The 14,192-nt window shown below is 38.1% G+C and carries 17 protein-coding genes; 12 read left to right on the top strand and 5 right to left on the bottom strand.

Features of this window, described 5'->3' with window-relative positions:
• Positions 1-13: 13 nt before the first annotated feature.
• Positions 14-574, bottom strand: coding sequence for a hypothetical protein (locus ACPWSO_RS06075; RefSeq protein WP_426081971.1), 561 nt, complete (start codon positions 572-574; stop codon positions 14-16).
• A gap of 180 nt (positions 575-754) precedes the next feature.
• Here ACPWSO_RS06075 and ACPWSO_RS06070 point away from each other — a divergent pair, with 180 nt between their 5' ends.
• The 3 genes from ACPWSO_RS06070 (at position 755) to ACPWSO_RS06060 (ending at position 2,500) form a co-directional block, all read left to right on the top strand.
• Positions 755-1,003, top strand: coding sequence for a hypothetical protein (locus ACPWSO_RS06070; protein ID WP_426081970.1), 249 nt, complete (start codon positions 755-757; stop codon positions 1,001-1,003).
• Positions 1,004-1,018: 15 nt separating this feature from the next.
• Positions 1,019-1,765, top strand: a complete 747-nt coding sequence (locus ACPWSO_RS06065; protein ID WP_426081969.1) for an alpha/beta fold hydrolase — start codon at positions 1,019-1,021, stop codon at positions 1,763-1,765.
• A gap of 84 nt (positions 1,766-1,849) precedes the next feature.
• Positions 1,850-2,500 (top strand): GNAT family N-acetyltransferase, encoded by a 651-nt coding sequence (locus ACPWSO_RS06060; protein ID WP_426081967.1) that lies wholly within the window; start codon positions 1,850-1,852, stop codon positions 2,498-2,500.
• Positions 2,501-2,651: 151 nt separating this feature from the next.
• On the opposite strand, the gene ACPWSO_RS06055 is transcribed toward ACPWSO_RS06060, so the two are convergent.
• A complete protein-coding gene (locus ACPWSO_RS06055; protein ID WP_426081966.1) occupies positions 2,652-3,233 on the bottom strand; it encodes a TetR/AcrR family transcriptional regulator in 582 nt (193 codons plus the stop codon).
• 247 nt (positions 3,234-3,480) lie between these two features.
• Between ACPWSO_RS06055 and ACPWSO_RS06050 the strand changes: the two genes are divergently transcribed.
• The 9 genes from ACPWSO_RS06050 to ACPWSO_RS06010 all read left to right on the top strand — a co-directional run bounded on the left by ACPWSO_RS06050 (position 3,481) and on the right by ACPWSO_RS06010 (position 12,458).
• Positions 3,481-4,389 carry an ATP-binding cassette domain-containing protein gene (locus ACPWSO_RS06050; RefSeq protein WP_426081965.1) on the top strand — a complete coding sequence of 303 codons (909 nt, stop codon included), beginning with the start codon at positions 3,481-3,483 and terminating at the stop codon, positions 4,387-4,389.
• Position 4,390: 1 nt separating this feature from the next.
• Entirely contained in the window at positions 4,391-5,992 is a 1,602-nt protein-coding gene (locus ACPWSO_RS06045) for an ABC transporter permease (RefSeq protein WP_426081964.1), read from the top strand.
• 381 nt (positions 5,993-6,373) lie between these two features.
• Positions 6,374-7,240 (top strand): VOC family protein, encoded by an 867-nt coding sequence (locus tag ACPWSO_RS06040; protein WP_426081963.1) that lies wholly within the window; start codon positions 6,374-6,376, stop codon positions 7,238-7,240.
• 194 nt (positions 7,241-7,434) lie between these two features.
• A complete protein-coding gene (locus tag ACPWSO_RS06035) occupies positions 7,435-8,595 on the top strand; it encodes a DUF3114 domain-containing protein (protein ID WP_426081962.1) in 1,161 nt (386 codons plus the stop codon).
• A 51-nt stretch (positions 8,596-8,646) separates the two neighbouring features.
• Positions 8,647-9,093 (top strand): hypothetical protein, encoded by a 447-nt coding sequence (locus tag ACPWSO_RS06030; RefSeq protein ID WP_426081961.1) that lies wholly within the window; start codon positions 8,647-8,649, stop codon positions 9,091-9,093.
• 247 nt (positions 9,094-9,340) lie between these two features.
• A complete protein-coding gene (locus ACPWSO_RS06025; RefSeq protein ID WP_426081960.1) occupies positions 9,341-9,790 on the top strand; it encodes a DUF2975 domain-containing protein in 450 nt (149 codons plus the stop codon).
• The gene (locus tag ACPWSO_RS06020; RefSeq protein WP_426081959.1) at positions 9,790-9,999 is read left to right on the top strand and encodes a helix-turn-helix domain-containing protein; all 210 of its coding nucleotides are present in this window, start codon (positions 9,790-9,792) and stop codon (positions 9,997-9,999) included. The genes ACPWSO_RS06025 and ACPWSO_RS06020 overlap by 1 nt, the downstream gene beginning before the upstream one ends.
• 3 nt (positions 10,000-10,002) lie before the next feature.
• Positions 10,003-11,484, top strand: a complete 1,482-nt coding sequence (locus ACPWSO_RS06015; protein WP_426081958.1) for a DUF4153 domain-containing protein — start codon at positions 10,003-10,005, stop codon at positions 11,482-11,484.
• A gap of 167 nt (positions 11,485-11,651) precedes the next feature.
• Entirely contained in the window at positions 11,652-12,458 is an 807-nt protein-coding gene (locus ACPWSO_RS06010) for a hypothetical protein (protein ID WP_426081957.1), read from the top strand.
• Between the two features lie 152 nt (positions 12,459-12,610).
• Here ACPWSO_RS06010 and ACPWSO_RS06005 read toward each other — a convergent pair whose 3' ends face one another.
• The 3 genes from ACPWSO_RS06005 to ACPWSO_RS05995 are packed head-to-tail and all read right to left on the bottom strand — an operon-like array spanning position 12,611 to position 14,083.
• Positions 12,611-12,976, bottom strand: coding sequence for a DUF1304 domain-containing protein (locus ACPWSO_RS06005; protein ID WP_426081956.1), 366 nt, complete (start codon positions 12,974-12,976; stop codon positions 12,611-12,613).
• Between the two features lie 12 nt (positions 12,977-12,988).
• On the bottom strand, positions 12,989-13,624 hold the full coding sequence (locus tag ACPWSO_RS06000; protein WP_426081955.1) for a nitroreductase family protein: 636 nt from the start codon (positions 13,622-13,624) through the stop codon (positions 12,989-12,991).
• Between the two features lie 6 nt (positions 13,625-13,630).
• On the bottom strand, positions 13,631-14,083 hold the full coding sequence (locus ACPWSO_RS05995) for a MarR family winged helix-turn-helix transcriptional regulator (RefSeq protein ID WP_426081954.1): 453 nt from the start codon (positions 14,081-14,083) through the stop codon (positions 13,631-13,633).
• Positions 14,084-14,192: the final 109 nt, after the last annotated feature.

The raw sequence follows: 14,192 nt of genomic DNA, 5'->3' as shown, positions 1-14,192 counted from the left end.
ATATTGATAAATACTATTTATTTTTGAAATAGTTGAATATTTTTGTTATAGCTGTAGTAATCGCCAAAACAATGAGCGGAGAAATAATTTCGCTTCTAATAAAAGTAAAATCCATTTTCTGTATGATTGGAAGAGCAAAAAAAATAAAATAAATTGAAGGCGATACAATCATACTAACTAGGCTCAAAAAAATTAGGTCTTCATCAGGAAGAGTATTATGTTCAAAAGTTATTCGGACAAAAAAAGCAGAGATGAGTCCAATAGCTAGTACAATAATGTAACAAAGCAATAACGACTCAGGCATAAATTTAAAGAAAAACAGAGAAATTAGTATATTACATTGGAATGCTAAAGTAAGATCCTTAAATGACTTTGTATGGATTCTGAAAACAGGAGAAATAATAAGTGAATTAGAAGCAATAAAAGTCATTATTGCTGTAAGTGTAGAAAGCATATTCCAGAGAACTAAGGGTTGCTTGTCAGCGAATATATCACTAGTTAGTATAGTAAGATAGATTGTTGAAAATGCTAACATGTCTAAAACTACGTTCATAATCTTTTCTAACTTTCTCATAATGTTCTCCTTAGTGTAGTATTTACTACAATATAACAAAGTTTAAACATTAGTGGAATACTTTTTGTCTATAATTATTTGTTTAGCATTAATAAATATAATTAAGAAAGAATTTGAAAAGAAGAGTGAATCACAAAATCGTTAGAATTCACAAAAAGGATAAATTGGAGGAATAAAATTTTGGAAGATAGAATACGAGAGTTAGAAATTCAAGTGATGGGTTTGTCATTTATGAATGAGATGTTGATGGATAAAATAGGTGTTACAACAAAAGATATTCAGGATTTTGCAATAAAATGTTTAGACAATTTAGATAGTAATGAAAAAAATACCGATTTATATTACTCACTTATGGGATATACTTATCAGGAGAAGGCGGTTGAAATGTTGAAAAAAGATTTTGAGAAATCTTCAACCAAAAAAGATTGAAAGAGAGGTTAAAAAATGGATTTTGTCGTAAGTGGTCAATATTCTTCCCCTAAAGTATTATTAATCCATGCCATGTTAAACGATTCAACTTGTTTCGATGATTTAGCAGAAAAATTAAAAGAGAAATACTGTGTCATTAGACCTACGCTAGATGGTCATGATGGAAATACTGAATTTTCTAGTCTTAACGATCAAGTTAACAAAATAGTACAATACTTAACTAAGTATAATTGTTGTGAATTAGAGTTCATAATGGGTTCGTCTTTAGGTGCACTTGTTGCATTAGGTGTTTCAAGAGATTCAACGATTAAAGTAAAACAAACCATTTTAGACGGTATTCCTTTTTTTAAATTTGGAAAAGTGATTAAATCCATAGCTAAAGTCATTTTCCTCCAGATATGGAAGAAAAGTAGAAAACAACCAGATTATATGACAAAAAAATTTGAAGCTTCTTTCCCCGGGAGAGGTGAGAGGATGGTGGAAATCACCAGTACCATGACAAAATCAACTATAGAAAGATTAGTAGAAGCCTGCTATAGCAATGATTTATTTGTTCTGAATAAGACTAGTCAAAAAAATTTTCATTTTCTGTTTGGAAGTAAAGAACCCGCACGATTTAGTATCCGTAGAATTAAAAAAACTGGAAATGTAGATATTCAGATTTTTAATGGTTATGGACACTGCGAGTATATAAATAAATATCCAAATGAGTATATAGAAAAGATTTTTTCTATTTTAAAGCAATTTCCCACGCAAGAATAACTAAGAATTTTTTGTATCACTCATACTAAAAAAATACCCGTTTATAATAAATAAAGAATGAAAGATTTGGGAGGTAGACCAAGGATGGCTGTTACTATCAGACTTGAAGAAGAAAAAGATTATAGAATTGTGGAAGAAATAACCCGGGAAGCATTTTGGAATTTATATGTTCCAGGAGCTTTTGAACATTATATCGCGCATAACATTCGCAAACATGCTGACTTTATTCCAGAATTGTCCTTTGTCATTGAATTAGATGATAAAATTATCGGCAGTATTTTATATACTCGGGCGAAGGTTGTGGCCGAAGATGGGACGGAATATCCAGTCATCTCATTTGGTCCGGTTAGTATTTTACCGGAATATCATAGACAAGGGTTTGGACGTATGCTGATTGAGCATTCCATTAACGAGGCGAAAAAACAGGGCTTTAATGCCATTATCCTTGGCGGCTATCCGTATCATTATCAGCCATATGGATTTATCGGCAGTAAAAAATACAATATATCAATGCCTGACGGTAAATTTTATACAGGAATTATGGCTCTTCCTTTATATGAAGGAGCATTAGCAGGAATTAGCGGCAGCATTCACTTTTCAGAGTCGATGTATCCGGATGAAGCAAAGATGGAGGATTTCGACAAAACATTTCCGTCTAAAGAGAAAAAGGTTCAAGCGAGTCATCAGGAATTTGAAAAAGCAGCGACAGAGATAGACAATAATTTATATGATTGAGTAGTTAAATCAAAAAGCTTTAGAATCTCTCATGTGTGGGAAATTCTAAAGCTTTTATTATGTTGACTGATTGTAATTAAACAATCAAAATAAATGAGGATGAAAGCATAAGGCATAGTTAATTCTTATGGCTCAAAAATCAGTTGTGGCATTATCGTTTCCCATAAATCCCATATAAAAACATATCCATGATTTCATCTGTATATGGCAGGATTTTGTTATAAATGCCTTGGTCCTGCATCGAGGTAGTTAATAACTGCATGTACAGCATTAGCGCTGGAACAGATAAATCTTTACTAATCATCCCTTCCCTTTTGCCCTGTTCAAATAAAAGCAGATACAAATCAGTTCCTTTTTTCAAAAAATCCTTCATGGCAGGATTATTCGGTTTGCTGTATTCGGCCATCAGGGCTTCATAAAATTCAGGATGTATTTCTTTAGAAACCTGATTCTTGGTAAAAATCAAAAAATGCATCTTTTCTTCAAAGCCTTTATCAGAATGGACCATATGAAAAAAATCTTCATACATAGTATTTAAGTAAAGAAAGCAGGTTTGTGTTATTAGATTTTCTTTTGAATTAAAATAGTTAAAAATTGTAACCGGTGAAACCCCTGCTTGTTTTGATATTATCTGCACGGATGTATTTTTGAGCCCCTCAGATAGAAATAGGTGGAGAGCTGTTTTTAGAATGCTTTCTTCTTTTTGCTTTCTTCTTTTTTCAAAACCGTTCATCTAATCTGTCAGCTCCTTTACTATTGATATAATCTGTTTCAAGACCGCATGAAGCTTTAGCGTTTGCTGTAGATTCCAGATAAGTCTTAATTTTAATATAGAATATTATTTGAATTATTTCAATGATTAGAATACATAATTTGTTGCTAAAAAAAGTGAATCGGCGTATATTATGAATTATTAATAGTATTATAATTCATAATTAAATGGTTAGTGTTAGTGATGAAAGAGTACAGGAGGGGTAAACGTGACTAATGTTATTGAAATGACCAATGTAACCAAGCGGTTTGGACATTTTGAGGCGCTAAAATCTGTTAGTTTAACGGTGAAGCAGGGAGAAGTGTTTGGTTTTATTGGTCCAAATGGCGCAGGAAAATCTACAACGATTAAAACCTTGTTGGGAATTATTAAAGCGAACTCTGGTGAATCCAGTGTATTCTCAAAGGATTCTTGGAAAAATACTGTTGAAATTCATAAGAATCTCGCCTATGTACCAGGAGATGTAAACTTGTGGCCGAATCTGACAGGCGGTGAGGTTATTGACTTATTTATGTCTCTACAGGGGCGGCCAAATCCGCAGAAACGGGAAGAACTAATCAGAAAATTTGATTTGGACCCAACCAAAAAATGCCGTACTTACTCAAAAGGAAACCGGCAAAAGGTGGCTTTAATTGCAGCATTTTCTAGTGATGCAGACTTATTTATCCTTGATGAACCCACCTCTGGCTTAGACCCGCTGATGGAAAGGATTTTTCAGGAATGTGTAGAGGAAGTTAAGGCACAGGGGAAAACAGTGTTGCTTTCCAGCCATATTCTCTCCGAGGTAGAACGGTTGTGCGATCGTATTACGATAATTCGGGAAGGGAAAATTATAGAAACGGGTTCTTTAAATGAGATGAGGCATCTAACAAGAACTTTGTTGAAGGTAGAAACTAAAACGGCTGTACCAGAGCTGTCGAAACAGCCTGGTGTTCATGAGGTTACCGGAACAGAAACAGCATTCAGTTTTCAAATCGATTCTGAGCGGTTAGGTGAAATGATTGCATATTTGGCTCCCTTTTTAGTTGTTAAACTAGAAAGTACGCCCCCAACGCTGGAAGATTTGTTTATGAGACATTATGAGGATAAAGACGGCAAGCTGGAAGGGGATCGTTAAGATGAGCATCTACTTTTCAGGCTGGCTGAGATTACTGCGGCTGAACTTGCGCAGAGACCGCTGGCAGATTGGCTGCTGGCTGTTGGGATTGGCTGGTTTATCAATCACTGTAGCGGCAGCCTTTCCAGAGCTGTTTTCCACTCAAGAGGAACGGCAGGTAATGGCTGAGACAGTGAAAAATCCGGCCATGATTGCGATGATTGGCCCAAGTGAAAGCTTAGATAATTATACTCTCGGTGCTATGTTTGGTCATGAGATGACCTTGCTGATGGCTATTGCAGCGGCAATTATGATGATTCTGCTAACTGCAAGGCACACAAGAGGTGAAGAAGAGGATGGCCGGCTGGAAATGATTCGGGCTCTTCCTGTTGGACGTTTGGCAACCTTGATAGCTGTTTTTGCAGAAATGGTCATTATTTCTTTTTTTATTGCAGGAACTAATGGTGTTGGTGTAGGACTGCTGGGCATTGAGACCCTGCCGATGAGTGCTTCTATTTTATATGGCGCTGCGTTGGCCGGTGCGGGTTTGGTGTTCTCTGCTGTAACAGCGGTATTTGCTCAGCTGGCAGAAACCAATCGGGGAACAGTTGGTTTTTCCTTAGGTATTTTAGGTGCCGCTTATCTCTATCGGGGTTTTACAGATTTGAGCAATAAACAGCTGTCCTGGCTGTCGCCTTTGGCTTGGGTTTATAAGACTGAGGTTTACGTGAACAATAACTGGCTTCCGATCGTCTTAAGTATCGTCTTTGCACTCTTGGTATTTGGCTTAGCTGCTTATCTTAACAGTATTCGAGATTTAGAAGCAGGCTTTATTCCTCAAAGAGCTGGTCGAAAACATGCTGGCAGATTTTTGAAAAGCAGGATAGGCTTCAGTCTAAGCTTGATGAAGACCACACTAATCAGCTGGGGTGTTGCTCTTTTGATTGCTGGGGCAAGTTATGGTTCATTTTTCGGTGATTTAGATAGCTTCTTCCAATCAAATGAAATGCTGGTTATGCTGCTGCCGAAGAACAGCAGCTACTCGTTAACTGAACAGTTTATGACGGTATTAATGGTCATTCTTGCTATTTTGAGTTCTATTCCTGTATTAAGTGTGGGGTTGAAGATTTATTCAGAGGAAAAGAAAGGTCGTTTAGAGCAGCTATTTTCAAAAGCAATAACTAGGTATCAGCTGTTTGGCGGGTATTTAATCATAGCTGTCGTTGCTTCAGTAGTCATGATGGGAGCAGCAATCACAGGTTTGTATATAGCCTCCAGTAGTGTAATGACGACACCAATTGCTTTAAATGTGATGCTTCAATCCGGTTTTGCTTATCTGCCTGCTATCTGGTTTGTTCTTGGAATGGGTGTGTGTTTAATCGGTTTTCTGCCAAAATGGAGCAGCTTGATTTGGGCATATCTGGTCTTTTCATTTTTTGTTGATTATCTTGGCAATATGCTGAATATTCCTGAGTGGGTTAACCGTATCTCTGTATTTAGCTATATTCCAAGAATACCAGTTGATTCTATGGATTGGTTCCCTTTGCTGATAATTTGTGGAGCAGCAGCAGTGTTGACAGCTGTTGGTCTTGTTGGCTATCGTCAGCGGGATATTAAAGGATAATAAAAAGAAGAATGGGTAACGGAACAGGTGTGCCGCAATCATCCTTTAGCTGGCGAGCTGTAGCTGGATTTTTTCGGTGAAACAGATGATTATGTTGAGAATAGAGAAGATGGTACACTTGGCATGAAAATAGATTCAGACGATAAGAAGTGTGTGGGGAGTCCGATTATGTTTGTCTGCACTTCGGGAAGAATGGTTGTCTTCAAACGGCTAGCTAATCTTTAACGAAGGTAAGAATCCTTGTACCCAAATCATCTTTCGATTAGGGGAAGGTGAAAGATTTTCAGTGAATCCATATGATTTTTCCTTGCACAAGCTTTGACTGGAGTATGCAGCAAGAGATGTCTAATACAATCAAAAGAAAAGAAGGAGTGATTCATGATGACCCATAAATTTGGCAGCTGCTTATGGCTGAAAGAAAAACCTCAGGAAACAGCGGACTTTTATTTATCGGTTTTTGAAGATGCCCGTCAGACAAATATCAGCTATTTTGTAGATGATCTTCACGGAAGCAAAGGAGATATTTTGACAATTACTTTAGAGCTAGGTGGTCATGAATTCTTTTTACTAAATGGCGGACCTGATTTTACTCCCACACCAGCAGTCTCATATGTTGTGACGGTAGCAACGGAGGCTGGACTTCGTAAGCTGTGGGCGCAGTTAAGTGCTGAAGGAGACGTTTTAATGGAGCTGTCAGAGCTTCCCGGAATTGGTCTTTTTGGCTGGACTAATGACCGGTATGGTTTTTCATGGCAATTAAAACTAGCGAAAGGCAAACAGACCATCACGCCAGCACTTTTGTTTGCTAATGAACTGTATGGAAGAGCGGATGAAGCAATGACCTATTGGTTCGATGCTTTTGGTCAGGGGGAAGTTTTGTCCAGGGTGCCGGATAGTAATGGCAATATTCAGATAGCGGAATTTCAACTATATGATCAGCATTTTTATAGTATGGATAGTGAAGTTTCCCATAACTTTGGCTTTTCAATGGCGAATTCCTTCTTTGTTTATTGTGAAAATCAGAAGGAAATTGATCGATTGTGGCAGCGTATTGCTCTAGATGGTGCTGAGTATCCCTGTGGCTGGATGCAGGATAAATTTGGTGTTGCTTGGCAAACAGTAACAGAAGATATGAATCAGCTTTTTGATGCTGCTGATTTTGAAAAAGCCTATCAGACAACGATGGCTATGTATGAAATGAAAAAAATTGATATTGAATTATTAAGAAAAATCCACCGGGAAGCGTAACGCACGACGGGGGAAAGAGGAAATCCGATGGTGTTGTTGACTTCGGATTTTTTTCTTTACACCAGTTCCTAGAAACAGACTACCTGAAATGATATAATTTTTAAAGTAGTGTGCGGCTAAATAAGGCTTGAAAAAAAGCCTACAGGAGCCTGTTGTAGAATAAATATAGATGCTATTGAAGCTGCGGAGAGAAGGTGGCGGTTATCGATTTAGATACAATGTGTCGGCAGGTTGAAGAACGATATCAGCTGTACAAGCCGATAAAAATGACTGAAGCAGCCTACGCCAGCTATCTTTTCAGATTAGTTGAACTAGAAAGAAAAATAATCGAGCAGGATGGTTGGGACGAGCCGGCATTGCGGGCCTGTATTTTCTGGTTGAAGAAAAAGGTCGAAGAAGTACCCGAAGAAGCCGAAACACTTATTCAACAGCTGGAGCTGGAAGCTAGGCAAATAGGGACAGTTGGTTATTCCCGGCTATTTTACGGAAGTCAAAAGGGCAATCGGGAAAAAGTTCGGCTGCTGCTGCGACAGCTAGGCAGTAGGATGGATGAACATAATCAGCTGCAACTGTATGGAACCCATAGGATTTCATTGAGTATAGCGCCCCACAGTCAATTTTTAGAGGAGCTGGCTGCGTGTGTCAAGAGAGGGTATCCCTCCGGGCTGCTTGTAGATGCAGATGAAGGAACTAGTAAAAGGGAAATTCAGATGGTTCATCAGCTTCGACATTATATTGACCGGCAGAATTTATTTTATATTCGAGCGAATTATACAGGAGAAACGGATTATGATAAGCTGCTGAGCTATGCACGATTAGAGAGACAAAAACTTATCTACAGAGATACGGCCCGTTTTCATAATCGAATGAGTCGAAGTCAAGTGGCAGCTGTTTCAAAAAAGTATAAGAAAAACCAAGTAGCGAAGCAGGCTAATGCTAAAGTGAAAACTGCTAATGGGTTATCTGAATTTATTATTCATGTTGAAACAGGTGAATTTATTTCTCAATGGAACCAGCTTCGAACCCAAGATGGCTTGCCTGTATTTATTGAACAGGCTGGCGCGGTAACAGGAATTAGGCATCAGCTGATTGATAGCTCGGTGAGCAGCTATGACTTGAAAGGCCGCTCTGGAAAAGAGATTGCGGATACAGAGTCCTTCAACTATGATTCCGGTTTTCTTGATTGGCTGCCTTGGCGACGCAGACATGAGCGCTATGACATGAAGCCGGGCGGACAGGAAAAGCTGGACAGCGATATACGAAAAAGAGCTAAAAAGGAATGGCCCTTTCCCAAAAGATACCGAGAAATCTACTGGAGCGAAAAAAGTATTTTCCGGCAGATAAAAAAAAGTTAGAACTAGTGTTTATTGGAATAGAATGTTTGAAAGTTATATGGAGGGACAAGAATGGAAAGAAAAATGTTGATTGAGCTGTTGTCAGAGACATTGTTGTGGGAGATTGTGTCGCTGCATGCAGAGGAGTTGGAGCGTGTGAAGCCGCTGTTGAAAACTCTTGAGTATGTCGATCAGAAAAAAGCGGCGGCAGTCAATCGCTCTGAGGTTTTCCATACAGATAGTTTTGAGGTGAAGTCATGGGGCGTAGAAGGAACGAAGCTAATTATGGATTTTGAGATGCCGTTTGTTTTGTCTCTTTGGCAGGAGGAAGAGTGCTTGTTTCGGTTGAGTGCTTCTGCAGCAGGAAGCTGCATGATTCCAGATGTGGGGAGTTGGGACTGGTCTAAGCTGGACTGGGAAAGCTTGGATAAGCTAGAGATGCTAAAGCATGCTCACTTAGTCGATATAACAGGCATGAGATATACGAATGTTGAGTGTGATGATATCAGTTTGTTCTAAAAATATAAATCCCGTAAAAGATTTAGGTATTGCTGCCATTTTCAAAATCTTTTGCGGGATTTGTATATGTTTCGGACTTTAATAAATTTTAAGAATTATTCTTGTTAGTACGAAACCGCAGTTTGACAGGGTTTTATCTTTTTTTGTAATTGAAAAACAATAGATTTTTATCGATTATCAATAAAAATCTATTGACCAACAGTAAAATGTCACTTATGATAAATGTACCTGAGGGAGGGAATAATGCATGCATTGGACTGATAAGCAATCAATCCGGCTATCTGCGTGGTGTATCTATATTTTGGGGCTTTTGATTCTTTTGGCTATGGTTTTCATATCTGTATTTATTGATATTGTTATTCCGGACTATGCCATCTCAAGAGATAACCGAATGTTTTTCATACTCACGTTGGAGATATGTCTGGCAACAGGTTTAGCTATCCTGTTTTTGCTGTACCAACTGATTCAAAACATTGATAACAATCAAACCTTTACTGAAAAAAATATTAAGCTGTTGAGAGGAATTAGCTGGCTGTGCTTTTTAGAAGCCTTGTTCCTGCTGGTTTCAGGAAGCTATTACTATCCTTGGTTTTTTGTAGCCGGGCTAGCTGCTTTTGTTGGCGTTATTGTAAGAATAATTAAAAATGTGTTCTGCCAGGCACTTTTAATTAAGGAAGAGAACGATTTTACAATATAATGCCGATAATTGTAAATATTGATGTAATGATGGCAAAACGAAAGATGAGTGCCGGTGAACTGGCAGAGAAAATTAATTTAACACCAGCTAATCTTTCGATTTTGAAAAATAATAAGGCTAAAGCAATACGTTTTAGCACGCTGGAAGCCTTATGTCGGGCACTGGATTGTCAGCCGGCAGATATCTTGGAGTATCGAGAGGATGAATGATTTATGGAAATGGGTCATGGAAATGAGTTGGAGGAAGAGCTGCAGGAGAAGCCAAAGCCGACCCTTCAGTTTGAAACGAAGGACATTATCTTTAGTGTAGTAAGTATTTTGATTGCTTTCTTCGCATTGGAAATGATTGTACAGAATCGAGGAGGCGTCTGGGTAACGTTGTTGACGGGCATTTTTTGTCTCGCTGTATTTATTTATGGTAAATCACAAAAGCTGACGATGAAATGGTATCATTTCGGCTTTATGGCATTTAATCTATTGTTGGGGATCTCATTTTCACTGTTTGAAAATAAGCTGCTGCTGGGAACAAATGGGCTATTTCTCTTTATGAGCTGTATGTATTGGGTGTTAGTATTATCTGGTTCCAGAAGGACAGGGCGTTTGGATGATCAGCTGATATTTGACTATCTTGATGGCTTTTTATTGCGGCCTCTGAAAGATTTTTCTGCCAGCTTCTCCATCTATCAGTCGATAGGGAAAGGCAATAAGAATTTGAAGTATATGCTGGCTGGAATTGCTGTCTCGCTGCCGGTAGTATTAGTTGTTGTTTCCTTACTGGCAGGTGCAGATACGATGTTCGATCATTTTATCTACCAGCTGGTAGGGAGTATTTCAGAAAATGTTATGGAAAATTTAATTACCTTTATTTTCGCAGTTCCAATTGGCTTTTATCTGTTTCTCTGTATTTATAGAAACATGAAAAAGAGTCAAGTTCGTCATTTTGCACTGCCGCTGCTTAAAGGACCTGATGTTCTGTTCTGGACGATACTAACAATCTTTATTTCAATTTATCTGCTCTTTTTCGGAACTGCAATTTACGGATATCTTAGCTTCAGTAAAGGTTCATTTGCTGGTCAAAGCTTATCCGATTATGCTAGAGAAGGCTTCTTCCAGCTACTGGCAGTTGCATTGATTAATGTTCTTATATTTGGTGTGATTAATATGTTCAGCAGCAACTCAAAAGGAATCAAAGTTGGGCTAACACTAATTGGTGTTGAAACACTTGGACTGGTTGTACTGGGATTGGCGAAAATGAAGCTGTATATTGATTCTTTCGGATTGACTGTTTTACGCTTTAATACTTCGTGGTTTATGCTGCTGCTGTTTGTTTGTGTCTGCGTTTTTATCGCAGCGTTATGGCAGCAGTTTAACTACCTGCGTCTAATTGTCCTTTTATTAGGCAGCTGTATGTTGTTTTTCAGCTTTCGCAACAGCGGTAAAGAGATTATTAACTACAACTACGAGCACTATCAGCAAGGGAATTTATCAGAGTTAGATGTCAGTGTTTTTTATACACTAGGAGTTGCCGCTGTTCCTGATGCGGTAAAAATCTATGAAGAGACTGATGATGTGTATTTAAAGGAAGAATTGGAAAATTACTTTTGGATGATGAAGGCGTATGTTGAGGACACACCAGGAAAGATTAATCTCCAGCGCTCACAAGCAATGACCTTAATTGAAAAAACATTGAGTTAACTATCAGGCGAAGCTGTTGAACAATCCTGTAAATTTTGTTAAAGATTCTAGTGAAGCTTTTACAGAGTTTATGTTGGAAAATGTTTAGCAGCTTTTTTTGTAAAAAGCATATTTTTAGAAGCCAGTTGACGGAGTAAGATATAATAAAGAAAAAAGGAGGCAGGGTTATGGAAATTAAAGCGGAAGTGATTATTTCAGAAAAAAAGGTGTGTATTCAACTGCCGGAAGCTCTGGGAAAAATAGTCATTAGTGAAAAGGTTAAAAAGAAATTAGTCATAGACGAACCTGCAGTTTATGTTTTATTAAAGGATAAAGCGGTCGTTTCAATCGGTCTTGCTGAAACAGCAGTGCAGGCTTTAACTGATTACAATCAAAGTATTTTGTTCATCCCTCCTGTCTGGGATGTGGAGCCTGATTATCTAAAACAGTTTTTACTTACGGTGGCGATAGAGAACGGCGTTTACTCAGGAGAAGAGCTGGAAACCATCAAAATTCCTGTGAATCATGAAAAGGCATTAAGAAGCTATGTGGAACAAATTTCACTGGTATTAGAAAAATTTGGTGTTTCTTTAAATAAGAAAGTCGAACCTGAAAAAGTAAAGGCGAAGCCTGCGAAAGCACGTCACCGCTGGACTAAGGAAGTCAGCCAGATAGAGTTCACAGTAGCATTTCGGGAAAGTAAAGGAACGGTTTTCTGGCAGAAAAGAAATGAGATGCTGTTAAAGGCCGGAGCGATATTGAAGAAAGAACCTGAACTAAACAAAGATGGTTCTTTAGGTTATAGTGGGAAATATGGAGAAAAGCTTCGAGCGGACTATCAGGATAAAATTAAAAACTTTAAAACAACCGAAGACATTGTTTTAAAAAGTGTGAATGAATTAGGTCTGTTTTTATATTTCGGCGGAACCAATGGCTGGTTGGAACTAAAGGATGCTGACGGGAAAACGATGAATGAATGGACCGTGGTTGAATAATGAAAGATGAGATTGTGACAAAAAGGATGTGCCTTAAAAAATTGTATTTTTCATGTACAATTTTTTAAGATACATCCTTTTGTTTTAACCTTTTTTCGACAATAAATACGTAGAGAAGCGCCGGCAAAGAGTCGCCCCGCCTCCTCGACAGCCTATTTAAGAAGCAAGATACTAAACAACGCCAGAATTGCTGGTCCGCCTTGTTTGATAATAATTGATTTTGAACTGGTTAATCCGCCGTAAATAGCAACTGTAATGATGATGATTAGAAAAACAGCAGCCATTTCAAGAGGATTGCTGGAGAAAAATATGCTATAGAGCAATCCAAGTGCCAGCATGCCATTGTAAACACCTTGATTTTTCAATAAGGTATTGATGGTTGTATCTCTTAGCTGTTCAGTTTTTACATTAAAAGTTTGCGCTGTTTTTGCTGAAGTTGTAGCAAGTGTTTCCAGATAGAAAATATATAAATGTTCCACTGCCACAAGTCCAACTAAAAGCATTGAAATCAGAGACATAGCTTTTCCTCCCTATTTCCAGTCGGTAAATTTCTCAGGTGATAATCTGATTGATTCATAGCCTTCTTCAGCAGCCTTACCAATAGAAAGAATCATAACCGGTACGTAGCGTTCAGAATCCAAATCAAAAGCAGCAGCTAGCTGATCTGCTTCAAAGCCGCCAATCGGATTTGTATCATAGCCATGTGCTCTGGCCACGAGCATTAACTGCATTGCTAATAAGCTGCTGTCGATTTTTACAACATCATTCATTTTTTCTTTAGAAAAGCTTTCATAATAAGGTAAAATTGCAGCCAGCTGCTGATCACGAACCTCAGCCGGCATTTTTCCTAAATCAACAGCAGTATCATAAATTTCTTTTCCATAGCTATAGCATTCTAAATCACCAAAAATTAAAATCATTGCTGAAGAAGTATCATTTTGATTTGTATTAAAACGGATTAAGGGCTTTAGCTTATCTTTGCCTTCCTGTGATTCAACAACCACAAAGCGCCAAGGCTGCATATTAACTGAAGAGGGAGCAGTAGCAGCTTCTGCCAGCATTTCCATCATTTCCTCTTTCGATATTTTGACCGCTGGATCATAGGCCCGAATAGAACGGCGGTTTTTTAGTAAATCTGAAAAATCATTGTTTTTAAAAGTTGTCATTTCTTTTTATCCTTTCTTTTTTGAAATCATTTCTTCAACAGCTTCTGCCTGACGGTTAAAATCAGTAAGAAACTGGATAAATGAACACATTTGCTCTGGCGAATAGTCACGGAATAAGGAATCAATCAGCTCAGACTTATTTCCTGCGCACCCATGAAGCACGCTTTTTCCCTCGCTAGTTAGATACACTAAGACTTCCCGGTTATTTTCAGGATTTCGTTCTCTGGATATATAGTTCTTTTCCTCCAGAATTTTCAGATGCCTAGCAACAGCAGCTTGATCAATCCCTAGCTTTTCCTGCAGTATTCGTTGAGAAACAGCTTCTTTTTTTGCCAGCTGCAGCAGTAGTTCATATCTCGTTAAGCTAATGTTCATCTGAGATTCAAACAGATGAGTGATGTGCAAATCCGCCTGCTTCAGAAGAAAAAAGATTTCACTGTAGGCTGCGTTTTCCATCATTTTCTCCTCCTTTTTAACGAATGACTAGTCAACAGTTGATGAGTCATATTATAGTCCAACTTACTTTTAAGTCAAACATTTAGGCTTGCGTACTCTTTGATTTTATTGA

The sequence above is a fragment of the Enterococcus sp. LJL51 genome (assembly GCF_049894025.1).
Classification (GTDB): Bacteria; Bacillota; Bacilli; order Lactobacillales; family Enterococcaceae; genus Enterococcus_L.
Note: the sequence above shows the minus strand (reverse complement) of the source record. Positions and strands in the feature narration are given on the sequence as shown.